We start from the raw sequence: 21,593 nt of genomic DNA on the forward strand, positions 1-21,593 counted from the left end.
CTGTAGATGCGTCCGCCGATGCGCATGACGAGGCTGACCAGCCCGAGCAAAGCCATCAGCGTGCCCAGACCCACCATGATGCGGAAGCTCCAGAACACCACATGCGCCGGCGGCCAGTCTTCGCGCGGGAAAGCCTTCAGGCCTTTCATCTCGCCATCAGGGTCATGCGTCAGGATCAGGCTGCCCAGCTTGGGTATGCCGATGGCGTATCTGGTTTCGCCGGCCGCGTTGTCGGGCAGACCGAACAGATAGAGCGGCGCGCCTTTGATGTTTGCCTCGTAATGGCCTTCCATCGCCGCGATCTTGGCCGGCTGGTGTTTCAGCGTGTTCAGCCCGTGGAAGTCGCCGGCCACAATCTGAACCGGTGCCACGATGGCAGCCATCCACATCGCCATCGAGAACATCACCCGCGCACCCGCATTGGCCCTGTCGCGCAGCAGATGCCAGGCGCCGACCGCGCCGACCACGAAGGCGGTCGTCAGATAGGCCGCCAGCACCATATGCACCAGCCGATAGGGGAAGGACGGATTGAACACCACGGCAAACCAGTCTTCCGGCACGAACTGGCCGTTCGGCGCGATGGCATAGCCGGCCGGAGTCTGCATCCAGCTGTTCACCGCCAGAATCCAGAAGGCCGAGATGAAGGTACCGAAGGCGACCATCGCGGTGGCGAAGAAATGCAGCCCCTTGCCGACGCGCTGCATGCCGAACAACATCACGCCGAGGAAGCCGGCTTCGAGGAAAAAGGCCGACATCACCTCGTAAGCCATCAATGGGCCGACCACCGGCCCGGCCCGGTCGGAGAAGACGGCCCAGTTGGTGCCGAACTGGTAGCTCATCACCAGTCCCGACACGACGCCCATGCCAAAGGTGACGGCGAAGATTTTCAGCCAGAAGCGGAAGACCTGGATATAGACCTCACGTTTGGTCCACAGCCACAGCGCTTCCAGCACTGCCAGATAGCTGGCCAGTCCGATGGTGAAGGCCGGGAAGATGATATGAAATGAAATCGTGAAGGCGAACTGCAGCCGGGCCAGGAAGACGGGATCGAGCAGCGCTTGCATCGGCGGACCTCCGTGCGGCCATGTTAGGGCCGTTTGACGCCTGCACCAAAAGGAAACGCGCCGCTACGCTGGGGTCAACGCNNCTCGTCATGCGAGACTTGCAGCCTTCGCAGGGCTATAAACGCTGGCAACCGGCTATAGTGCCGCATAGTTGTCGCCCACCCCGCCCTCCGGTTCCCGTTCGCCGCTCCCATGCTGATTCCCCTGATCGTTGCCTGCGCGCTGTTCATGGAGAACCTTGATTCGAGCGTGCTGGCCACGGCGCTGCCCAGCATCGCCGCTTCGCTCGGCGAGAATCCGCTCAAGCTCAATCTCGCCATCACCTCCTATCTGTTCAGCCTTGCGGTGTTCATCCCGGTCAGCGGCTGGGTGGCGGACCGCTTCGGCGCACGCACGGTGTTTCGCGCCGCCATCGTCGTGTTCAGCATCGGCTCCCTGCTCTGCGGCCTGGCCGACAGTTTCTGGACCCTGGTGGGTGCCCGCACATTGCAGGGCCTGGGTGGCGCCATGATGGTGCCGGTCGGCCGCATGGTGATGTTGCGCACCATCCCGAAATCCGAACTGGTGCGCGCCATGACCTGGCTGACCGTGCCGGCGCTGGTCGGCCCGGTGATGGGGCCTCCGTTGGGCGGTTTCCTCACCACCTATCTGTCGTGGCGCTGGATCTTCTGGATCAACCTGCCGATCAGCCTGCTCGGCATCGTGCTGGTGACGCTCTACATCCCCAACATCCGTGAAGAGAAAGTACCACCGCTTGACTGGCGCGGCTTCCTGATGTCGGCCTTCGGCCTCTGCGGTCTGGTTTTCGGTTTTGAGACCATCGGCCGCGGACTTCTTCCCGATTCTGCCGTGGCTGCACTTCTGGTCGTCGGGGTAATCGGCATCGGACTTTATCTGCGCCATGCCCGGCGCTATCCGCATCCGCTGATCGATCTGTCGCTGCTGAAGGTGCCCACCTTCCGGGCGGGCATGGCCGGCGCCTTCCTGTTCCGTATCGGCGTCGGCGCGCTGCCATTCCTGCTGCCGCTGATGCTGCAGCTCGGCTTCGGCCTCAGCGCTTTTGAATCCGGCATGACCACCTTTGTCTCCGCGGCTGGTGCACTGACCATGAAAATGGCGGCCGGGCCGATCCTGCGCAATATCGGCTTTCGCCGCGTGCTGATCGGCAACGCCCTGCTGAGCGGCGGCTTCATTGCCATCTGTGGCCTGTTCCGCCCCGATACGCCGCATGCCCTGATCCTCGGCCTGCTGCTGATGGGCGGCTTCTTCCGCTCGCTGCAGTTCACCAGCAGCAACACGCTGACCATTGCCGACATTCCCAACGAACGGATGAGCCGCGCCACCAGCTTCACCTCGATGATGCAGCAATTGTCGCTCTCTGCCGGTGTGGCGGTCGGCGCCATGGTGCTGCATGCCACCGTCAGCGCCAGCGGCGGCATCGAGCGGATCGCCGCCGACAGTTTCACCCCGGCCTTCTTCACCGTGGGCGTGACGGCCATGCTGGCGGCCATCGTCTTCCTGCGCCTGCCGCATGATGCCGGTTCGGAAGTCAGCGGTCACCGGCTGATCGCGCCGACGCAGCGCCTGAGCCAGGGCACACCGCCGCGCCCTGACGATACCGGACCGCGCTAGAACATGGATCTTGCAATCCTCGCCATTGCGGCGCGCGGTCTGGCCGCCGCCGGTTTCGTCGGCGGCGTGGTGGCGCTGATGGAACGCGCCTCGCCCTTCATCGGCGGCATCGTGCTGGCCCTGCCGATCGTCACCGCGCCGGCTTATGTGTTCATCATCCTGCATCAGGAGCCCGGCTTTGTGGCGCAGGCCGCACTCGGCAGCCTCGCCACCGTCGGCTCGGTGTTGCTGTTCCTGGTTGCCGCCATTGCGCTGGTCGGGCGACTGCCGATGGCGGTCGTGCTGGTCGGCGCGCTAGGCGCCTGGCTGGTCACCGGACTGATTGTCCGCAGCCTGCCGGCCGCGCTGCCAGTGTCTTTCACCGTGATCGCTGTCGCCGGCCTGATCGCCTGGTGGAGCGGCCGGCGCGTACCGATGACGGCACCGGCTGCGCGTGGCCGTTCACCGTTTTACGAGATCGCGCTGCGTGGCTCCGCTGCCGGGTTTCTCGTGGCCGTGGTCAGCGGCCTGGCGCATCTGCTCGGTCCGACCGTGGCCGGCATCTTCGCCTCCTTCCCGGTGGCGCTGATGACGGTCTGCTGGTTCCTGCCGCGCCGGCTCGAAAGCGGCGGCATCCGCGCCGCCTTGCGCGCGGCGCAGATCGGCATGGCGAGCCATATCCCCTTCTTCACGGCTCTGGCTGTACTCGGCCCGCGTATCGGCATCTGGCCGGCCTTTGCGCTCGGTCTGGTCGGATCGCTCGGCATTGCGGTGGCGCTGGCGCTGCTGCGCCGGCGCCACCTGCGCAAGACCGTCTAGACCGCGCCACCATTGGCACGGATCAGCTGGCCGTTGATCCAGCCGCCGGCCTCGCTCGCGAGAAACGCGACCACCTGAGCGATGTCATCAGGTTGCCCCAGCCGCTCCAGCGGCGGAATTTTCGCCAGCTGCGCCACGCGCTCCTCGCTCTTGCCGGCAAAGAACAGTTCGGTCGCCACCGGACCTGGCGCCACCGTATTCACCGTGATCTGCCGCCCGCGCAACTCATGCGCCAGGAAGCGCGACAGCGTCTCGACCGCCGCCTTGCTGGCGGCATAGACGCCGTAACCCGGCAGGTTCATGCCCAGGACCGACGATGACAGCGTGACGATCCGGCCGCCATCGCGCAGGCGTTTCGCCGCCTGCTGCATCAGGCTGAACACGCCCTTCACATTGATGGCAAAGGTACGGTCGAAATCGTCCGCCGTCGTCTCGGCGATCTTCGGCAGGCTGCCGTTCAGCACGCCGGCATTGGCCACGACAATATCGACGCCGCCGAAAGCTTTTTCCGCCGCATCGAACAACGCCTCGGCGGCAGCCGGATCGGCAACATCACCTTTGACCGCGATGGCGCGACCGCCAGCCCCGGCGATCTTAAGCACCAGCGCCTCGGCCTCCGCGGCCCGGCTGGCATAGTTGATGACGACGGCATGGCCGCTGGCCGCCAGTGTCTGGCTGATCGCGGCGCCGATGCCGCGCGACCCGCCGGTGATAATCGCGACTTTCTGGGTGGACATGGGAGAAGGCTCCTTGATTGGGGTGCCTCCCATATGCCCTTTTGATTTATTTGAATAAATATCCTTATATTGCCATTATTGTTCAATTTATATAAACAATAGCAATGGACCGCTTTCAGGCCATGCGGCTGTTCACCCGCATCGTCGAGCTGGGCAGCTTCACTGCTGCCGCCGACGACCTGCAGCTGCCGCGTGCCACCGTCACCCATGCGATCAAGCAGCTGGAGGCGCGGCTGAATGCCCGGCTGCTGGAGCGCACCACCCGCAGTGTGCGCACCACGCTCGACGGCGAGGCCTATTACCAGCGCTGCCTGCGCCTGCTCGCCGATCTCGATGAAACCGAGTCCGTGTTCCGCCAGAGCGGCGGCAGCCCGCGCGGCACTTTGCGCGTTGCTTTGCAGGGCACGGTGGCGCGGCATTTCATCATTCCGGCCCTGCCGGACTTCCTGCAGCAGTATCCCGAGCTGAAGCTGGAACTTGGTTTCGGCGACCGGCCGGTCGACCTGATCCGCGAAGGCTATGACTGCGCCCTGCGCAGCGGCGCCTTGCCGGAATCGAGCCTGGTGGCGCGCCGCGTGGCAAAGATGGACCAGATCACCGTGGCCAGCGCGGATTACCTCGCGCGCCACGGCGAGCCGCAGCATCCCGATGAGCTGCACCGGAACAATCACCGCGCCGTCAGCTATATGTCGCTGGCGACCGGGCGGCATGAATCGCTGGATTTCACCATCGATGGCGACAACCGCGTCTTCATTCTGCCGAATCTCATCGCCGTGAACGACGCCGATGCCTACAGCGCGGCGGCACTGGCCGGGCTCGGCATCATCCAGGTGCCACGCTACCACGCGCTCGACCATATCCGCGCCGGACGCCTGCGCGAGATCCTGCAGCCCTGGCGGCCGGCGCCGATGCCGGTACAGGCGGTCTATCCGACGCATCGGCAGTTGTCGCCCCGGGTGCGGGTTTTCGTCGATTTCCTCGCCGCGCTGTTCCGCCAGGCCGACGCCGACGGACGACTTTAACGTTTCAAGGCTGTCCCCTCCCCGGCCAGCGTGCTACATCAGCCGCCCGCGCAGACCCTGCACCAATTCACGCGTATTCATTGGACTTTCTGGCTATGAACCCGATCTTCGCCGACGCGCCCACCACCATTTTCGAGACCATGTCGCGGCTGGCCATGCAACATGACGCGATCAATCTCGGCCAGGGCTTCCCCGACGATCCCGGGCCTGAGGATGTGCGCGCCAAGGGTGCGGCCGCGCTGCTGTCGGGCTGGAACCAGTATCCGCCGATGATGGGCATTCCCGAATTGCGCCAGGCGGTGGCGACGCATTACAAGCGGTTCCACAAGCTCGATCTCGACTGGCAGAGCGAAGTGATGATCACCTCGGGCGCCACCGAGGCGCTCGCCGACAGCCTGATGGCCGTGCTGCAGCCCGGCGACGAGGTCGTGCTGTTCCAGCCGATGTACGATGCCTATCTGCCGCTGGTGAAGCGCGCCGGCGGCGTGCCGAAATTCGTCACGCTCCGCCCGCCGCACTGGCGCATCGACGAGGCGGCACTCGACGCTGCCTTTTCGCCGAAAACCAAAGCCGTGATCTTCAACAATCCGCTCAATCCGACCGCCAGCGTATTTCCACGCGAGGATCTCGAACTGCTCGGCCGTTACCTGGTGAAGCACAACGCGATCGCGATCTGCGACGAGGTCTGGGAACACGTTCTGTTCGACGGGCTGGAGCATCAGCCGCTGATCGCGCTGCCGGGCCTGCGCGAGCGCTGTATCAAGATCGGCTCGGCCGGCAAGATTTTCTCGCTGACCGGCTGGAAGGTCGGTTTTGTCTGTGCAGCGCCTTCGATCATGAAGGTGCTGGCCAAGGCGCATCAGTATGTCACCTTCACCACGCCGCCCAATCTTCAGGCCGCCGTCGCCTATGGCCTCGGCAAGGACGACGCCTATTTCACCGGCATGCGTCAGGACCTGCAGACCGCGCGCGACCGCTTCGCCAAAGGCCTGACCGAAGCCGGGCTGACCGTGCTGCCAAGCCAGGCGACCTATTTCCTCAATGTCGATCTCTCGCCGGTCTTAAAAAAGGCAGGCTCGAACGACGTCGACGATGCCGCCTTCTGCCTGAAGATGGTGGAGCAGGCCAAGGTGGCGGCGATCCCGGTCAGCGCCTTCTATGCCGAGGATCATGTGAAAAGCGTGATCCGCTTCTGCTTTGCCAAGACCTACGACAAGCTGGACGGCGCGGTCGAACGCATCGCCGCGCATATCAAACGCGGCTGATCGATCCCTGACATGCGCGCGTATCTGGGTTCCAGGCTGCAGACCAGCCTGAAGGTGTTCTGGCAGCTGATCAAGATCATGGTGCCGGTGATGGTGGCCGTGAAAGTCGCCGCCGAGATCGGCCTGATCGATGCCCTCGGCCCGTTGCTGGCGCCGGTCATGGCGCTGATCGGCCTGCCGCCTGAAGCCGGGCTGGTGCTGGTCGCTTCCTTCACCATCGGCATCTATGGCGGGCTCGGCGCGCTGCCGCTGCTGGCGGACTCCGCCACACTCACCACCGGCCAGCTCTCCATTGTCTGCGCCATGATGCTGTTCGCGCATGCCCTGCCGATGGAACAGGCCATCGTGCGCAAGGCCGGCGCCAGCTTCTGGTTCACGGCTGCCCTGCGTCTGGTCGCTGCGCTGCTTTATGCCCTGCTGGTGACGGCGATCTGCCATGCCACCGGCTGGCTGTCCGAACCGGCCGATGCCGGGCTGCTGCATCGCATGGCCTCGCCTTCCGCCGGCTGGCTCGACTGGCTGGTGTCGTCGGTCATTTCGCTGGCAGCGACCTTCCTGATCATCGTGGCGCTGATCCTGCTGCTCGACCTGTTCGAACGTGCCGGCATCACGCGGCGGCTCACCGAAGCCATGATGCCACTGCTGCGGTTCTCCGGTCTCAGCCGCGACCTCGCACCGGTCACCACCGTGGGCGTGCTGCTCGGCCTCACCTATGGCGGCGGGCTGATCATCAAGGAAGCGCAGGAACGCAATTTCGAGCCGAAGATGCGCGTACTGGCACTGTGCTGGATTTCGCTCAGCCATTCGCTGATCGAGGATACCGGCCTGATGCTGGCCGTCGGCGCCGACATCTGGGCCGTGCTGGTCGGCCGCGTGGCCCTGACCCTGCTGGCGATCAGGCTGATTGCCTTGGCGCTGGATGCGATGCCGGGGCTGGTACGGCGATTGGCCGTCTAGGTTGCGCCCCACATATGTCATGGCCGGGCTTGTCCCGGCCATCCACGCCTTTTCCAACAGTAAGACGTGGATGCCCGGCACAAGGCCGGGCATGACACACAGGGATTTACGCCGCTGCCTTCTGCAGCGCGCCGATATTCCGCAGGGTCGCGGCGCAGGCCACCGCCACTTCGCGGCCTTTCACCTTGAAATGGTCGCGGAAGAACTGGCGATGCTCGTCATGCTCGTGGAAATGATGCGGCGTCAGCACGCAGGATAACACCGGCACTTCGGTTTCCAGCTGCACCTGCATCAGGCCGTCGATCACCGCAGATGACACGAAGTCGTGGCGGTAGATGCCGCCATTGACCACGAAGCCTGCCGCGACGATGGCATGATAGCGGCCGGTTTTCGCCAGCAGCTTGGCCTGCAGCGGAATCTCGAACACGCCGGGCAGTTCGAACCGGTCGATACTGCCCTGCCGCAGGCCGGCCTTGGCCATTTCAGGAAGGAATGCTTCCCAGGCTTCATCAACGATGTCGCGATGCCAGCAGGCCTGGATAAAGGCCACGCGCCTTGCATCCTTGCCGGTAGTGTCGAGACGGATTTCAGTGGGATTGGTCTGTTCTAGGCGCTGATTCATCTGGCGAGTCCTTTCAGCCATTGAATCAGGGCGCACGGTATCGGCACCGCACCGTTCACGCACAGTCATGAGACTGCGCGTGCGACCAGCGCGTTTCGTCAACCGCTCTCTTCCATCCGGACTATGACCGTCGGCTCCGGCATCTCACCGGATCTGCTGGACCCTCATGGCCGAATGAAAGCCGTGAGGCGCTCGCGGGCTCGTGTTTGCCAAAAGAGATATTGGCAAGACACATACCGCCGGTGGGGACTTTCACCCCGCCCTGAGAACGTGGCCGCCGGACAACCCGGCGACCTGCGATCAGACATAAGACGAAGTCGCCAGTCCGGCAAGTGCGAGATTGTTGCGGTACAAATTTGAGGTGCCGTTACGTCAGCGCGCGGCCTTCAGCACCACATCGCGCGGCGTATCGATGCCGCGCTGGCGACCGCGCAGGTATTGCGGCGCGACATGCACCTCGCCATGCAGCGCATCGGCGGCATGCCAGGCCCAGTAGGGATCGTGCAGCAGGGCGCGCGCCATCGCCACCAGATCGGCCTTGCCCTCTTTCACGATGGCCTCGGCCTGCTGCGGCTCGGTGATCATGCCGACCGCCATGGTCACCAGACCGGTAGCCTGCTTCACGGCTGTGGCAAAATGCGCCTGATAGCCCGGACCGGTGGTGATCTTCTGCTGCATCGACACGCCGCCGGAACTGACATCGACAAAGTCGGCACCGAGTTCCTTCAACCGTGCGGCGAACTTGATGGCATCCTCGATGCCCAGACCCTCGCTGCCCATCCAGTCGCTGCCGGTGATGCGCATGCCGAGCGGCTTGTGCTTCGGCCAGGTGGAACGTACCGCCTCAAACACCTCCAACGGAAAGCGCATGCGGTTTTCCAGGCTGCCGCCGTAGCCGTCTTTCCGCTTGTTGGAAATCGGCGAGACGAATTGATGCATCAGATAGCCATGCGCGCCATGCAGCTCGATCAGGTCGACGCCGGCGCGGTCGGCGCGCTGCACGGCAGAGACGAAATCGCGTTTGATCTCGGCCAGGCCCTCGTCGTCCAGTTCGGCCGGCGTATGCCAGCCGGTGTCATGCGGGATCGGGCTGGGTGCCACGGTCGGCCAGGCCAGCGGCCCCTGCAGCGACTGGCCGCCGCGCCAGGGCAGATCGGCCGAGGCCTTGCGGCCGGCATGGGCGAGCTGGATGGCAAAGGGTGTCGGGCCGAACTGCTTCACATCGGCAACGATGCTGGCGAGAGCGGCTTCCTGCACGGCATTGTAAAGCCCGAGGCAGCCCGGCGTGATGCGGCCCTGCGCGCTGACATGGGTGGCCTCCGCCATGATCAGCCCGAGACCTGCCGTGGCATAGCGGCCAAGATGGATGCGATGCCAGTTGTTCGGCACGCCATCCACGGCACTGTACTGGCACATCGGCGACAGCACGATGCGATTGGGCAGGGTGACGGAGCGCAGTTGCAGCGGTTCGAACAGGGCGGACATCGGCGGGCATCTCAGGCTTAAGAACGGATGCCGGAAAGGATGACGCGCGAAAGCCTGCGGTCAAGTCCTGCCAGATTGGTGCGGATGGTTCAGATTGCCGACCAGGCGTAATTGAAGCTGACCGAAATACGTTCCTGCACCGTGAAACTGGGCGGCACTTCATGGCGCAGCCAGCTTTCGAACAGCACGACGTCGCCGGCCTTGGGCTTCACGCTGTAATGCAGGCGTTCACGCGGGGCGATGTCGTCGCGTTTCGGCGGTGCCGCCATCAGGCGGTCGAGCCGCGGATCCTCGAACTTGATCGCAGCGGCGCCCTTCGGCACCTGCACATAGTAAGTCCCGCTGATGAAGCTGAGCGGATGCAGATGCAGGCCATGCGTCACCGCACCGGCCATCATGTTGACCCAGCAGTCGGTCATGCTGAGCTTGCGGCCACGCAGGTCGTAGCCGAGGTCGGTCGCATACGCCTTCACATGCCTGTTCAGCGCCTTTTCCAGCGCCGCGAAACCACTGGAAATGCAATGCAGCTTGTCGTGGCTGCCATAGGAGGTGTAGCCGCCGGGATAGTTCTTCGCGCTCCAGCGCTGCCCGGCCACATCAGAGTGGCGCAGGCCATCGGCCTCGTCTGCGAGATCCTGGTTGAAACGCGCGAGGCCCGCGGCCTTCAACGGTGCCAGATAGATGCGGGTGGGGAAGAGATTGATCAGGGACATGATGTCTTTCTATGCGTCATCCCGGGCGAGCCTGTTGGCGAGACCCGGGGTGACGATGCCGTTCAGAACAGCTCGAAATATTCGCGATGCTCCCAGTCGCTCACTTCGAGCTGGAAACGCGCGATCTCGGCCTGCTTGATATGCAGGAAGTAGTCGACAAAGCGGTCGCCCAGTCCGGCGCGGTAACAGGCGCTGTCCTTCAAGGCCGCCAGCGCGGCCTCCAGCGACCGCGGCAATGCCGGCGCCAGCGTCTCATAGGGCGCATCGGCCGACGGCGGCGGTTCCTTGCCTTTATCCATGCCATCCAGCCCGGCGAGCAGCTGCGAGGCCATATAGAGATAGGGATTGGCAGCCGGTTCGCCCAGGCGGTTCTCGATGCGGCTGGCCGGATCGTCCTTGGCGCCCAGCACGCGGCACATCACGCCGCGATTGTCGCGGCCCCAGATGGCGCGGTCCGGTGCGAGAGAATACGGCCGATAGCGGCGATAGGCATTGATGGTCGGCGCGGCAAAGGCAGCAGAGGCCGGCGCATGTTCCAGCAGTCCGGCGAGGAAATGCCGGCCGAGTTTCGACAGCGGCTGACCGTCTTCGGTCGGGATGAAGGCATTCTTCCCCGTCTTGCGGTCAACCAGCGACTGATGCAGATGCCAACCGGATGAGAAGATGTTCGGCAGTTTCGGCCGGCACATGAAGGTGACGTGATAGCCGTGCCGGCGCGCGATCTGCTTGGCGGCCGAGCGGAACAGCACCATCGTATCGGCCGACTCCATATTGGTGCCGGGCCGGAAGGTGAATTCCGCCTGGCTCGGGCCGAATTCCACTTCCATCGAGCGCAGCGGCAGCCCGAGCGCCTGGATATCCTTGCGCAGGATTTCATACACCGTGTCGTATTGGTCGTAGCGCAGTTCGGTGAGATAGTTGTAGCCCTGCGTCAGCAGGCTCACCTCGGGCGGATTGCCGGGCTGGCCGGCATCTTCCGGCTTCAGCTTCGGATCTTCCAGCTTGAAGACATGGAATTCGACTTCCAGGCCGGCGACATAGTCGTAGCCCTTGTCGTTGATCTTCTTCAGGGCGTCGCGATAGAGCTGGCGCGTCGAGAACGGCACCGGACGACCATCGGCGAAATACAGATCGCAGAGCAGCCAGCCGGTCTGCGGCGCCCAGGGCAGCACCTTGAACGTGGTCGGATCGGCCACCATCAGCACATCGGCGGCGCCCTGCATCTCCTCCAGACCGAAGCCGCCGCCCTTGGTGAAGACCGGGAACACCGTGCGATGCGACGTGTCTTTCGCCAGCAGCGTGGTGGTGAAGCCGACGCCGCTGCGCATCGCGCTGGCAAGCTCCTCAGCCACCAGCGTCTTGCCGCGCAAAATGCCGTGCTGGTCGGCGAAGGAGAAACGGATCACCGAGAGGCCGCGCTCGGCGACTTCCTTCTCGACCGCTTTGGCCGCTTTCTGCTGCTCGGCTGTCCACAGGCCGTGCTTGTCGACAAATGACACCACTGACATTCCCCCGCAGCGTAAGACTGGTGATTTATTCCGCAGCGAGAACGGCTGGAGCCTGCCACGGCGCGGCCGCGCGTTTGCGTGCATCGGCCTCGCGCCAGTATGCCTGCCATGCGCCGGTCGGGGCAATGCCATCGATGGTGACCGGGCCACGGATCGCCTTGGCCTGTTCGGCATCCAGCACCATCAGCGGCGGCTCGTTGCCGCTTTCAGCCTGGTCGATCGCCTTCATCAGCATGGAGCGATAGTTGATGATACCCTTGTCGGTGCTGCCGAGATGCTCGCGGGTGCGGTCCTGGATCGGGCCTTGGCTTTCCACCGCCCACTGGTCATGCACGTTGATGTCGTCGCCCATGCCGGTGAAGGTCTTGGTCTTCTGCTCATACGGATCGAAACCGTAGTCATTCGCCTTGTTCTTGCGCGGGATATAATCCGGCAGGGTATAGAGCTGCAGGCGCTGCTCGCGCATCTGCTGCTTGTCGACCGGACCGGTGAAGCTGGTGAAAATGGCGAACCAGTAGCAGTTCACATCATCCACCGGCACATGCCATTGCGTGATGGTCATTTCGGCCGAGAGCGGAATGTTGAAGGCCTGCGGGAACAGCAGATTGGTCACACGCACATGCGTGCTCTTCTCGTTCAGCTCGCGCAGCGCGATCAGCCGCATGCCATAATCGGTGCGCTCGATCTCGATGGTCGGCCGCTCGAATTCGCGCAGCACCTGCGTCATCGGCATATCGGAATCGGCCGAATTGGCGCGGAACTGCCGGCCGTAATTGGCATTCGGGTCTTCATCCTCGAAGAAGCGATGCAGGAAGGAGGCATGCGCGGGATCGATGCCGACCTCCAGCGCCTGCAGCCAGTTGCAGGCCATATGTCCCTTGAAGGCAAAGACATGGGAATCGGGCGCGATGAAGCAGTCGAGATCGGGAAACGCCGGCGGCTCGCCAGTCTTTTCGTTTAATGGGCCTAGGTAAGCAAACAGAATGCCGCTGCGCAGAACCACCGGATAGCTCTTCTGTTTGATACGCTGGCAGAGCTTGCTGGTCTCGGGCTCGGCCGGGGTCTGCAGGCAGTTGCCCATCACATCGAACAGCCAGCCATGGAAGGGGCAGCGCAGGCCGCCGTTTTCCGGCCGGCCGAAAGCGAGGTCGGCGCCGCGGTGCGGACAATCGCGATCGAGCAGGCCGAAGCGGCCCTGCTCATCCCTGAACAGCACGAAATCCTGGCCTATCAGTTTGACCGGGCGGACCGGACGCAGATCGTCGAGTTCCTCGATCAGGGCGACCGGCTGCCAGTAACGGCGCAGCAACTTGCCCGCCGGCTGACCCGGACCGACCCGGGTCATGCGCATATTCTGCTCGTGCGTGGTCATGGCTCGGACTCCCTCAACTCGAGCTTGACGGACCCTCCCACAGGCCCGAGAATGTCCGACTAGCGAACATTTGTGCGATTTTAAACCCGTCTGTCCGCCCCGGCAAGATGAGAGTGAGCCGCTATGACCCGCCTGCGCGAGACCGATGCCGAAAAGCGCGCCCAGTCCGGCCGCAGCCCTGACTACCTCGAGGCGCTGGCCCGGGGCCTCTCCGTGCTGACAGCTTTTGACGGCAGCCGGCCGCAGATGACGCTCAGCGACGTCGCCCGCGCCGTCGACCTGCCGCGCGCCACGGTGCGCCGCGCGCTCTATACGCTGACCGAACTCGGCTATCTGGAGAGCGACGGCAAGCTGTTCCGCCTGACGCCGCAGGTGGTCGGCCTGGCCGGCGCCTATCTCGGCTCGGCCGGCAATGCGCCGGCACTGCAGATCACCTGCGACTGGCTCTGCCGCAAACTGGATGAAGCCTGTTCGGCCGCTGTGCTGCATGGCCAGGAAGCCGTGATGGTGGCGCATGCCTCGCCGCCGCGTTTCATGTCCTCGGCGCCCGGTCTGGGCTTTCGCGTGCCGGCCTTCTGCTCGGCCTTGGGCCGCGTGCTGCTGAGCGAAACCGGCATCGATGCCGCGACTTTGCAGATGCGCCGGCTGACGCCCCATACAGTAATCGACAGCAGCGAACTGCAGATCCAGCTGGGTAAGGTCGCAGGCGACGGCTATGCACTGGCCGACCAGGAGGCTGAACTGGGTTTCCGCTCGATCGCCGTGCCGGTGCGCCGCTTCGACGGCCGTATCGTGGCGGCCCTGAATATCGGCGTGCGGATCGAGCGCGCCGGCCTGCCGCAGATGCGCAGCGAGTTCCTCCCGCACCTGTTGCGTGCAGCGGAGGAGTTGAAAAGCCAGGTGATCTAGCGCCGGCCAGGGAATCAGCCGCTGCGCTGCGGACGGGAATTTACAGCCTGTCAGGTTGTATGATAACTCGGTGACCATGTTTACAGCAGAAGCGATCTCCCGTGCCCCACGCCTCTCGGATGAAGTCGCCCGCCAGCTCGGCGCGGCGATCCGCGACGGCGAATTCGGCCCCGGCGCGAGGCTGCCGAGCGAAAAGGAGCTGTCCGACCGGTTCAATGTGTCGCGCATGGTGATCCGCGAGGCCATGTCGCGCCTGAAGTCGGACGGACTGCTGGAAACGCGGCAGGGGCTCGGCGCTTTCGTCACCGCCGAACCGGGCAAGGGCCTGTTCCGGCTGGATGCCAAGCCGGATGCCGCGACCGACCTGCGCAGCCTGTTCCAGCTCCGCGTCGCCGTCGAGGTCACGGCCGCCGGCCTCGCCGCCGCCAACATCACCGCGCCGGAGCTGCACGCCATGCGCGCCGCCCTGGATGACCTGGCCGCCGATATCGCCGCCGGCCGCGATGGCATCGAGTCAGACAACCGCTTTCATGCCGCCATCGCCGGCGCCGCCAACAATCCCTATTTCGACAGCTTCATCGGCTTCCTCGGCGCCAATCTGCGCGGCGCCATCGCCAAAGCCCGCGCCAATACCGCCAGCCAGCATCCCGCCCGTGTGCGCGTGGTGCAGGCGGAACATGAAGCCATCTACGCCGCCATCAAGGCCCGGCATGTTGCCGGCGCCGAAGCCGCCATGCGCAACCACCTGTCCTCGGCCATGGAACGGCTCGGACTTGGCGCTTTTGCATCGCAGGTCTGTTCGGCCGACGTCGCGACAAAGCCCGGCCGCAAACCGGCATCCAGAACGACACGTTCCAAAAACAAACAATAATGACCGCAAACCGGAGGAAACCAGAAATGATCAGCACCTTGAAGCATACGCTGGCCGTGACCGTCATGGCCGGCCTCGCGCTGGCCGCAGTTCCCGCCATCGCGCAGCAGAAAACCGTGATCAAGCTCGGCTGGACCACGTCGGACGGGGCGCAGGATCCCTATGCCGTCGGCGCCCGCGCCTTCAAGGAGCGGGTTGAGCCTGCCTCCGGCGGCCGGCTGGAAGTGCAGCTGTTCCCCAATCGCCAGCTCGGCGATGAGAAGCCGATGCTGGAAGGCATGCGGCTGGGCACCGTGGATGCCGGCGTCATCACCAATGCGGTGATCGCCCAGATCGAACCGGCGTTCCAGCTGAACGACCTGCCCTTCCTGTTCGAAAGCGAGGCGCAGGCACGCCGCGTGCTCGATGGCCCGGTCGGACAGAAGCTGGCCGCCAAGCTGGAAACCAAGGGCATCAAGCTGCTCGGCTGGATGGAAGGCGGCTTCCGCAACATGGTCAACAACGTGCGACCGGTCGAAAAGCCGGAAGACGTGAAAGGCGTGAAATATCGCGTGATGCAGAATCCGGTCTTCATCGGCATGTTCTCCTCGCTCGGCGGCAATGCCGTGCCGATGGCCTGGGGCGAGACTTTCACCGCCGTGCAGCAGGGCGCCATCGACGGCCTGGAAATCCCGCTCGCCGTCATCGAGCAGAACAAATACTTCGAAGTGACCAAGTTCCTCTCGATCACCAACCACACCTACTCGGCCATCCCCCTGCTGATGGCCAAGCGCAGCTACGACCGGCTGCCGGACGATCTGAAGAAGGTAGTGACCGAGGCCGGCAAATCCGCCACCCTGGCGCAGCGCGAGGCCGTGGCCGCCGCCGCCACCGAAGTGATCGCCCGCCTGGAGAAATCCGGCATGAAGATCAACCGGGTGTCCGACTTCAAGCCGTTCCGCGCCTCGGTGCAGAGCGTGTACGAGCAGTTCAAGGGCTCGATCGGTCCGGATCTGATGAAGGAAACACTGGCGGCGGTGCAGTAACACCGCATATTTTCCTGCTTCATGAATGAGAGTCTGCTGACACGGGGCATCGAGCGCGGCATCGCGCTCGTTGCTTCCGCCCTGCGCGCCAGCCTGATTGCCGCCCTGGCGATCATGCTGGCCGCCCTCACGATCCAGGTCGTCATGCGTTACGTCTTCGGCCGCACGCCGTCCTGGTCCGAGGAAGTGGCCGTGCTGATGTTCGCCTGGGCCACGATGGGCGGTCTCGCACTGGGCGTCTATGAAGGCTTTCATGTCAGGCTGGATTTCCTGGTCAAGCTGACGCCGGAAGCGGGGCGCATCTGGTACGAACGCAGCCTCGATGGCGTGGTGGCCGCTTTCGGCGCCTATCTGGCCTGGTCGGGCGAACGCTTCCTCGATATGACCAGCGGCTCGGTTTCGGCCGCCATCGGTTACCCCATCGAAATCCTGCACGGTTTTGCGCCGATCGCCGGCGCCCTGATCTTCCTGTTCGCGATCCGCCGCGTCATCCTCGGGCCGCTGCCCGAAGTCACAACTGAACTGCCGTCATGAGCACCGCCGCGATCCTGCTGACCGCCGGTTTCGCCGCCAGCGTCATTCTCGGCCTGCCCTTCGCCATCGCGATCGGCACGATTGTCGCCATCGTGCTGATCGTGGTCGATATCGAACCGGCCTTCCTGGCCCAGCAGCTGGTGGCGGGCTCGCAGTCATTCAGCCTGCTCGCCATTCCGCTGTTCATGCTGGCCGGCGAACTGATGACGGCCGGCGGCCTGTCGCAGCGCCTGGTCAATGTCGCCTCCGTGCTGGTGCGGCATCGCACCGGCGGCCTGGCGATGGTGGCCGTGCTGGCAGCTTTGATCTTCTCGGCGATCTCGGGCTCTGCGCCGGCAACCACGGCAGCCATCGGCGCCATCCTGATTCCGGCCATGGCGCAGGCCGGCTACGACAAGGCCTTCGCGACCTCGATTGCGGTCAGCGCCGGCGTGCTCGGTCCGCTGATCCCGCCCTCCATCGCCTTCGTGATCTGGGGCATCGTCGCCGAGCAATCCATCGGCAAGCTGTTTCTGTCCGGCATCATTCCCGGCCTGGCGATTGCCATCGGCCTGCTGGTGGTGTGCTACGTCCATGCGCGCCGTCATCACGTGCCCAAGCAGGAAAAGGCGCGCTGGCCGGAAATNNGGCGGCATCTTCACCCCCACCGAGGCAGCCGGCGTGTCCTGCGTCTATGCCCTCATCATCGGCCTGCTGATCGAGCGACGTTTGACGCTGAAGGCCCTGCCCGAGGTGTTCCTGCGCGCCGCCCGGACCAGCGCCATCGTCACCGCCATCATCGCAGTCTCTGCCGGCTTCGGCGTGCTGATCGCGCAGGAGCAGATCGCCACCGGTTTTGCCAACTGGCTGTCCGGACAGGTCAGCGAAAAGTGGATCACGCTGGCCGGGCTCAATATCGCGTTCTTCCTGCTCGCCGCGGTGATGGACGAAATCGCCATCATGGTGATCCTCGGCCCGATGCTGATCGCCATCGCCACCAAATTCGCCGTCGATCCGATTCAGTTCGGCGCGATCATCGTCACCAACGTCGCCATCGGCATGGCAGCGCCGCCGATCGGATACTGCCTGTTCGTCGGCATGGCGATTTCCGGGCTCAGCCTTGGAAAAATCTCGCGCATGATCTGGCCGCAGATTCTGGTCATGCTGGTGGTGCTGTTCCTCACCACCTACATTCCGGGCTTCGCGCTGATGTTCCAGCCCGGCAAGTAGATCAAATCGGATAGATCATCGAATTGAGGATCATCTCGCTGTCGAAGACGCAGACGCGTTCCTTCAGCTTCAGTCCGGCGCCCTCGCGCAAAAACAGATCGAGATAGCGCCCGACGTTGTAGATCTCCGAGACCGAGCCCGGCTTGGTGCGAAACACCGAATAATTCGCCGTCGCCCGGATTTCGCTGCCATTGTCGTTCAGGATCTGCGCCACGCCGATCACATGACGCTGATAGTAAGGCGCATGGAACAGCGTAGTGGTGATGCCATAGGCGCGATCCTTCAGCATGCCGCGACTCTCCAGCGCCATGGTGGCCAGCGGCAGGCCGGCATCATGGTTTTCGCGCGGGATCACCTTATAGAGGCAATCCTCGGTGAACAGTTCGACCCAGGCGTCGTAATCGCCGCGGTCGAGGATGTCGCCATAAGTCGCGTTGAACTGGTCGACGTAATACTGCGCCTCCAGCACGGAGAGCGGCAGAGCCTGCGGGCGGATCAGCTTGCTCACAGCTCCATCACCTTGCGCCAGTAGCCGTACATGCCGCGGATCAAGGTCTCGGTCACCATATGCTGGGTCGGCGCCACGCCGCGGCCGTCGAGTTCGCAGAGGGTGGCGCCGTCGGCGCCCTTCTGCCGGAAACCGCTTTGCGAGAATTCGATCACCTCGCCGTCGTCGGCCGAGACGAAGCCGGCCGGACCGAACAGATTGGCCTGACGCAGGCGGCGGCGCGTCATCTCCTCGTCATCCTCTTCGAAGCCGAAATGCGTCCAGACGAAATCGAACGAATCCGGTCCCGATGGCACGATATGCCGCGTGGACAACGAGTTGACCTGCTGCTGGATGATCACGCTGGGGAACAGCGTGATCATCGTAACGGTCGGTCCCTTCCACCAGTATTCCGGCACCACGTCGAGCAGACGCATGTCGTTCAGCGCCATGTCCTTCTTGAAGCTGGTGACGCCTTCGGTGACGGCTTTCGCCTCGCCGCCGGCATTGCGCTGCGAGATCATCACCGCATGGCGGCCATGCTCATCCATCACCATGCGCGACTGCTGGTCGGCGCGCCACAGGCCGAAGGTGACGAACCAGGTGTGCAGCAGGCCGGGATGATAGGGATCCTTGATGTTTTCCATCATCAGCTTCCAGTTGCCCGGAATGCGCTGGCGATTGGTGCCCAGAATCGTGAGCTTGCGGCCGTCGAAGATGCGGTTGAGCCAGGGCAAGACATCTGCCCCGATATACTCCTCGAAGCTCGGCGCATCCTGGTCGAAGGTGGCAAAGACCAGGCCGTTATAGACGGCCACTTTCAGTTTGGTCAGGCCATGCTGCTTCATGTCGAAATCGGCAGGCATGCCACCCTGCACTTCGCCGTCATCCTTCTTCACGCCCTGGCGGAACGGCAGTCCGGCGAGGTCGCCGTTCAGCTTGTAGGTCCACTGGTGATAGGGGCAGACGAAGCTGCGCGCATTGCCGCGTGGCTTCTGGCAGAAGCGCACGCCACGATGGGCGCAGCGGTTCTCCACCACATTCAGGCTGCCGTCGCGCTCGCGCACCACGATGACCTGACGTTCGCCGACGTATGAAATCTTGTAGTCGCCGAATTTCGGCAGCTCGGCCTCCAGCGCGACATAGCACCAGTGGCCATGGCCGTAGAACATGCGCTCCAGCTCGCGGCGATAGACCTGCGGGTCGGTATAAGCCCAGAAGGGAATGCGGCTGGAGCCTGCGTCCTGCCATGTCGGCAAGGTATCGAGCGGCGGCAGTGGAGATGGGGCGATATTCATTCCATATCCTCCCGATACGGATTTATTTGCATTTGCAAATATTATCCTCCTGCCTGCCGTGTCCGTCAATTGAATCCTGACCGGAATGCGCCGAGCATGGCCGCCATAACCGGAGGAAACCGATGTTCGACCGTCACTATGCGGTCTGGCCCAAGGGCGTGCCCAAGCACCTGACCCTGCCGGCCACCAGCCTGTACGAAAACCTGGAGCTTTCCGCCCGGCGGTATCCCGACAAACCGGCCCTGCTGTATTACGGCTCGGCGCTGAGTTATGCCGCGCTGAAGGACCATGTCGACCGCCTCGCCGGCTGGCTGGAAACCTCCCGCGGCGTCAAACGGCAGGACCGCGTGCTGCTGTATATGCAGAACAGCCCGCAATTCATCATCGCCTATTACGCCATCCAGCGCCTGACCGCCGTGGTCGTGCCGGTCAATCCGATGAGCAAGACGGAAGAGCTGCGCCATATCGCGCGCGACACCGGCGCCACCACCATCCTCTGCGGCCAGGAGATTTTCCCGTTTGCAAAAGAGCTGCTGGGCCACGACCTGCAGCACGCCATCGTCGCGGCCTATGCCGATTACGTCACCGCACCGACCGACCTTGCCCTGCCCGATGTCGTGGCGGCCGCGCGCCTTCCTGTGGCGAGCCCGGCCGTCGCCTGGACGGACGCGCTGGCAGCCAGTCATGCAGCCAGCCCGCACAAGGCGACGCATGACGACTGGTGCGTGCTGCCCTATTCGTCGGGCACGACAGGCGCACCGAAAGGCTGCCTGCACAACATCCGCGGCGTGACAGCGACGCTGTTCGGCTCGATTGCCTGGAATCCGGCGACACCGGAATCGGTGCAGCTGGTGACCCTGCCGCTCTTTCACGTGACCGGCATGCAGAATTCGATGAATGCGCCGCTCTTCAACGGCGCGACGCTGGTGCTGATGACGCGCTGGGACCGCCGGGTGGCGGCAGACCTGATCCGCCGCCATCGCATCACGCACTGGCGCAACATCACCACCATGTGCATCGATTTCCTGTCCGACCCGGAGTCGGCCAACTGGGATCTGTCGTCGCTGATCGGCATCGGCGGCGGTGGCGCACCGATGCCGAAAGCCGTGGCGGCGCGGCTGAAAGACTTCACCGGACTGGATTACATCGAAGGCTATGGCCTGTCGGAGACCATCGCCGCCACCCATATCAATCCGGTGAGCAACCCCAAGCCGCAATGTCTCGGCATTCCGGTCTTCGATGTCGATTCCCGCATCGTCAATCCGGATACGCTGGAGGAACTCGGGCCCCACGAGACCGGCGAGATCGTGATGGCCGGGCCGCAGATATTTCTGGGCTACTGGAACCGGCCGGAGGAAACCGCGCAGGTGTTTTTCGAACGCGACGGCAAGCGTTTCTTCCGTTCCGGCGATCTCGGCTATTACGACGAGGAAGGTTTCTTCTACCTGGTCGACCGGCTGAAGCGCATGATCAACGCCTCGGGCTACAAGGTCTGGCCCAGCGAGATCGAGGCGATGATGTATGCCCATCCCGGCATCCGCGAGGTCTGCGTGATCGCCACCGCCGATCCGCATCGCGGCGAGACGGTGAAAGCCGTCATCATTCCCAAAGACGATGCGGCGCTGACAGCCGAGAGCGTGGAAGCCTGGTGCCGCGACCGCATGGCGGCCTACAAGGTGCCGCGCGTGATCGCCTTCGCGGAAAGCCTGCCGAAATCCGCCACCGGCAAGATCCTGTGGCGCGTGCTGCAGGACGAGGAACGCGCTGCAGCGAAATCCGATGCTGCCGACTGACGTGCGGCGCTGGTCCCAGCCCGTTTCGTCCCGTTCGGGGACCAGTTCCGTCCCATTCGGAGCCCGTTCCAGCCCGTTTGAGCCTGTTTCGCCCTGTTTGAGCCTGTCACATCCTGTTTTGTCCCGTTAAATCCGGGCTAAGCCCTTGGCATTCTGTGCCAAGCCACTGATTTTCCGATTCACGATATCCAATAACGACGGGCGTTCCGAGTTTCGGAACCGGGCTACGCATACCCAAATATGCGAACAAATGTTCTTATAATAGGAATATTAGCAGATAATCTGATATCAG

The 21,593-nt window shown here is 63.8% G+C and carries 18 protein-coding genes, 2 pseudogenes and 1 riboswitch; of the genes and pseudogenes, 11 read left to right on the forward strand and 9 right to left on the reverse strand.

Going from position 1 to position 21,593, the window contains the following annotated elements:
- A pseudogene (locus tag CTR53_RS15910) lies at positions 1-1,064 on the reverse strand (cytochrome ubiquinol oxidase subunit I); the annotation flags it as partial.
- 192 nt (positions 1,065-1,256) lie between these two features.
- Between CTR53_RS15910 and CTR53_RS15915 the strand changes: the two are divergent.
- Together CTR53_RS15915 and CTR53_RS15920 are read left to right on the forward strand one after the other, a co-directional pair.
- Complete coding sequence (locus tag CTR53_RS15915) at positions 1,257-2,696, forward strand: DHA2 family efflux MFS transporter permease subunit (RefSeq protein WP_290815511.1); 1,440 nt, start codon at positions 1,257-1,259, stop codon at positions 2,694-2,696.
- 3 nt (positions 2,697-2,699) lie between these two features.
- Entirely contained in the window at positions 2,700-3,494 is a 795-nt protein-coding gene (locus tag CTR53_RS15920; RefSeq protein ID WP_290815514.1) for a hypothetical protein, read from the forward strand.
- Here the strand turns inward: CTR53_RS15920 and CTR53_RS15925 are convergent.
- Positions 3,491-4,231 carry an SDR family oxidoreductase gene (locus CTR53_RS15925; protein WP_290815517.1) on the reverse strand — a complete coding sequence of 247 codons (741 nt, stop codon included), beginning with the start codon at positions 4,229-4,231 and terminating at the stop codon, positions 3,491-3,493. The two genes, CTR53_RS15920 and CTR53_RS15925, sit on opposite strands and share 4 nt — an antisense overlap.
- Before the next feature lie 104 nt (positions 4,232-4,335).
- Here CTR53_RS15925 and CTR53_RS15930 point away from each other — a divergent pair, with 104 nt between their 5' ends.
- The 3 genes from CTR53_RS15930 to CTR53_RS15940 all read left to right on the forward strand — a co-directional run bounded on the left by CTR53_RS15930 (position 4,336) and on the right by CTR53_RS15940 (position 7,475).
- Positions 4,336-5,253 carry a LysR family transcriptional regulator gene (locus tag CTR53_RS15930; protein WP_290815519.1) on the forward strand — a complete coding sequence of 306 codons (918 nt, stop codon included), beginning with the start codon at positions 4,336-4,338 and terminating at the stop codon, positions 5,251-5,253.
- 95 nt (positions 5,254-5,348) lie between these two features.
- On the forward strand, positions 5,349-6,518 hold the full coding sequence (locus CTR53_RS15935) for an aminotransferase (protein ID WP_290815521.1): 1,170 nt from the start codon (positions 5,349-5,351) through the stop codon (positions 6,516-6,518).
- A gap of 12 nt (positions 6,519-6,530) precedes the next feature.
- Entirely contained in the window at positions 6,531-7,475 is a 945-nt protein-coding gene (locus CTR53_RS15940; protein WP_290815524.1) for a nucleoside recognition domain-containing protein, read from the forward strand.
- Between the two features lie 106 nt (positions 7,476-7,581).
- On the opposite strand, the gene CTR53_RS15945 is transcribed toward CTR53_RS15940, so the two are convergent.
- From CTR53_RS15945 to CTR53_RS15965, 5 genes are all read right to left on the reverse strand, one after another.
- Entirely contained in the window at positions 7,582-8,097 is a 516-nt protein-coding gene (locus CTR53_RS15945; protein WP_290815527.1) for a 6,7-dimethyl-8-ribityllumazine synthase, read from the reverse strand.
- Positions 8,098-8,197: 100 nt separating this feature from the next.
- Positions 8,198-8,371, reverse strand: a riboswitch (FMN riboswitch).
- A gap of 98 nt (positions 8,372-8,469) precedes the next feature.
- On the reverse strand, positions 8,470-9,582 hold the full coding sequence (locus CTR53_RS15950; RefSeq protein ID WP_290815530.1) for an NADH:flavin oxidoreductase/NADH oxidase: 1,113 nt from the start codon (positions 9,580-9,582) through the stop codon (positions 8,470-8,472).
- 89 nt (positions 9,583-9,671) lie between these two features.
- On the reverse strand, positions 9,672-10,295 hold the full coding sequence (locus CTR53_RS15955) for a TIGR02466 family protein (RefSeq protein ID WP_290815533.1): 624 nt from the start codon (positions 10,293-10,295) through the stop codon (positions 9,672-9,674).
- A gap of 62 nt (positions 10,296-10,357) precedes the next feature.
- Entirely contained in the window at positions 10,358-11,794 is a 1,437-nt protein-coding gene (locus tag CTR53_RS15960; RefSeq protein ID WP_290815536.1) for a glutamine synthetase family protein, read from the reverse strand.
- Between the two features lie 34 nt (positions 11,795-11,828).
- Entirely contained in the window at positions 11,829-13,175 is a 1,347-nt protein-coding gene (locus CTR53_RS15965; RefSeq protein ID WP_290815539.1) for an aromatic ring-hydroxylating dioxygenase subunit alpha, read from the reverse strand.
- A gap of 123 nt (positions 13,176-13,298) precedes the next feature.
- Here CTR53_RS15965 and CTR53_RS15970 point away from each other — a divergent pair, with 123 nt between their 5' ends.
- From CTR53_RS15970 to CTR53_RS15990, 5 genes and pseudogenes are all read left to right on the forward strand, one after another.
- The gene (locus CTR53_RS15970; protein WP_290815542.1) at positions 13,299-14,084 is read left to right on the forward strand and encodes an IclR family transcriptional regulator C-terminal domain-containing protein; all 786 of its coding nucleotides are present in this window, start codon (positions 13,299-13,301) and stop codon (positions 14,082-14,084) included.
- Between the two features lie 76 nt (positions 14,085-14,160).
- Positions 14,161-14,955 carry a FadR/GntR family transcriptional regulator gene (locus CTR53_RS15975; RefSeq protein ID WP_290815758.1) on the forward strand — a complete coding sequence of 265 codons (795 nt, stop codon included), beginning with the start codon at positions 14,161-14,163 and terminating at the stop codon, positions 14,953-14,955.
- Positions 14,956-14,981: 26 nt separating this feature from the next.
- Complete coding sequence (locus CTR53_RS15980) at positions 14,982-15,980, forward strand: TRAP transporter substrate-binding protein (RefSeq protein ID WP_290815545.1); 999 nt, start codon at positions 14,982-14,984, stop codon at positions 15,978-15,980.
- A 21-nt stretch (positions 15,981-16,001) separates the two neighbouring features.
- Complete coding sequence (locus CTR53_RS15985; protein ID WP_290815548.1) at positions 16,002-16,514, forward strand: TRAP transporter small permease; 513 nt, start codon at positions 16,002-16,004, stop codon at positions 16,512-16,514.
- Positions 16,511-17,723 (forward strand): annotated as a pseudogene (locus CTR53_RS15990) (TRAP transporter large permease). Before CTR53_RS15985 ends, CTR53_RS15990 begins: the two are co-directional and overlap by 4 nt.
- A gap of 1 nt (position 17,724) precedes the next feature.
- Here the strand turns inward: CTR53_RS15990 and CTR53_RS15995 are convergent.
- Both CTR53_RS15995 and CTR53_RS16000 read right to left on the reverse strand, forming a co-directional pair.
- Complete coding sequence (locus CTR53_RS15995; RefSeq protein WP_290815551.1) at positions 17,725-18,231, reverse strand: aromatic-ring-hydroxylating dioxygenase subunit beta; 507 nt, start codon at positions 18,229-18,231, stop codon at positions 17,725-17,727.
- A complete protein-coding gene (locus CTR53_RS16000; protein WP_290815554.1) occupies positions 18,228-19,508 on the reverse strand; it encodes an aromatic ring-hydroxylating dioxygenase subunit alpha in 1,281 nt (426 codons plus the stop codon). Before CTR53_RS16000 ends, CTR53_RS15995 begins: the two co-directional genes overlap by 4 nt.
- 122 nt (positions 19,509-19,630) lie before the next feature.
- On the opposite strand from CTR53_RS16000, the gene CTR53_RS16005 reads away from it, so the two are divergent.
- The gene (locus CTR53_RS16005; protein ID WP_290815557.1) at positions 19,631-21,301 is read left to right on the forward strand and encodes a long-chain-fatty-acid--CoA ligase; all 1,671 of its coding nucleotides are present in this window, start codon (positions 19,631-19,633) and stop codon (positions 21,299-21,301) included.
- Positions 21,302-21,593 lie beyond the last annotated feature (292 nt).

Source organism: Ferrovibrio sp. (assembly GCF_002796975.1).
Taxonomy (GTDB): Bacteria; Pseudomonadota; Alphaproteobacteria; order Ferrovibrionales; family Ferrovibrionaceae; genus Ferrovibrio.

Bases quoted from the DNA above. Each gene is read 5' to 3' on its own strand.
- CTR53_RS15950 (WP_290815530.1), bottom strand. From the start codon at position 9,582: ATGTCCGCCCTGTTCGAACCGCTGCAACTGCGCTCCGTCACCCTGCCC.
- CTR53_RS15985 (WP_290815548.1), top strand. From the start codon at position 16,002: ATGAATGAGAGTCTGCTGACACGGGGCATCGAGCGCGGCATCGCGCTC.
- CTR53_RS15955 (WP_290815533.1), bottom strand. From the start codon at position 10,295: ATGTCCCTGATCAATCTCTTCCCCACCCGCATCTATCTGGCACCGTTG.
- CTR53_RS15915 (WP_290815511.1), top strand. From the start codon at position 1,257: ATGCTGATTCCCCTGATCGTTGCCTGCGCGCTGTTCATGGAGAACCTT.
- CTR53_RS15940 (WP_290815524.1), top strand. From the start codon at position 6,531: ATGCGCGCGTATCTGGGTTCCAGGCTGCAGACCAGCCTGAAGGTGTTC.
- CTR53_RS15975 (WP_290815758.1), top strand. From the start codon at position 14,161: ATGTTTACAGCAGAAGCGATCTCCCGTGCCCCACGCCTCTCGGATGAA.
- CTR53_RS16000 (WP_290815554.1), bottom strand. From the start codon at position 19,508: ATGAATATCGCCCCATCTCCACTGCCGCCGCTCGATACCTTGCCGACA.
- CTR53_RS15925 (WP_290815517.1), bottom strand. From the start codon at position 4,231: ATGTCCACCCAGAAAGTCGCGATTATCACCGGCGGGTCGCGCGGCATC.
- CTR53_RS15965 (WP_290815539.1), bottom strand. From the start codon at position 13,175: ATGACCACGCACGAGCAGAATATGCGCATGACCCGGGTCGGTCCGGGT.
- CTR53_RS16005 (WP_290815557.1), top strand. From the start codon at position 19,631: ATGTTCGACCGTCACTATGCGGTCTGGCCCAAGGGCGTGCCCAAGCAC.
- CTR53_RS15945 (WP_290815527.1), bottom strand. From the start codon at position 8,097: ATGAATCAGCGCCTAGAACAGACCAATCCCACTGAAATCCGTCTCGAC.
- CTR53_RS15980 (WP_290815545.1), top strand. From the start codon at position 14,982: ATGATCAGCACCTTGAAGCATACGCTGGCCGTGACCGTCATGGCCGGC.
- CTR53_RS15970 (WP_290815542.1), top strand. From the start codon at position 13,299: ATGACCCGCCTGCGCGAGACCGATGCCGAAAAGCGCGCCCAGTCCGGC.
- CTR53_RS15930 (WP_290815519.1), top strand. From the start codon at position 4,336: ATGGACCGCTTTCAGGCCATGCGGCTGTTCACCCGCATCGTCGAGCTG.
- CTR53_RS15920 (WP_290815514.1), top strand. From the start codon at position 2,700: ATGGATCTTGCAATCCTCGCCATTGCGGCGCGCGGTCTGGCCGCCGCC.
- CTR53_RS15935 (WP_290815521.1), top strand. From the start codon at position 5,349: ATGAACCCGATCTTCGCCGACGCGCCCACCACCATTTTCGAGACCATG.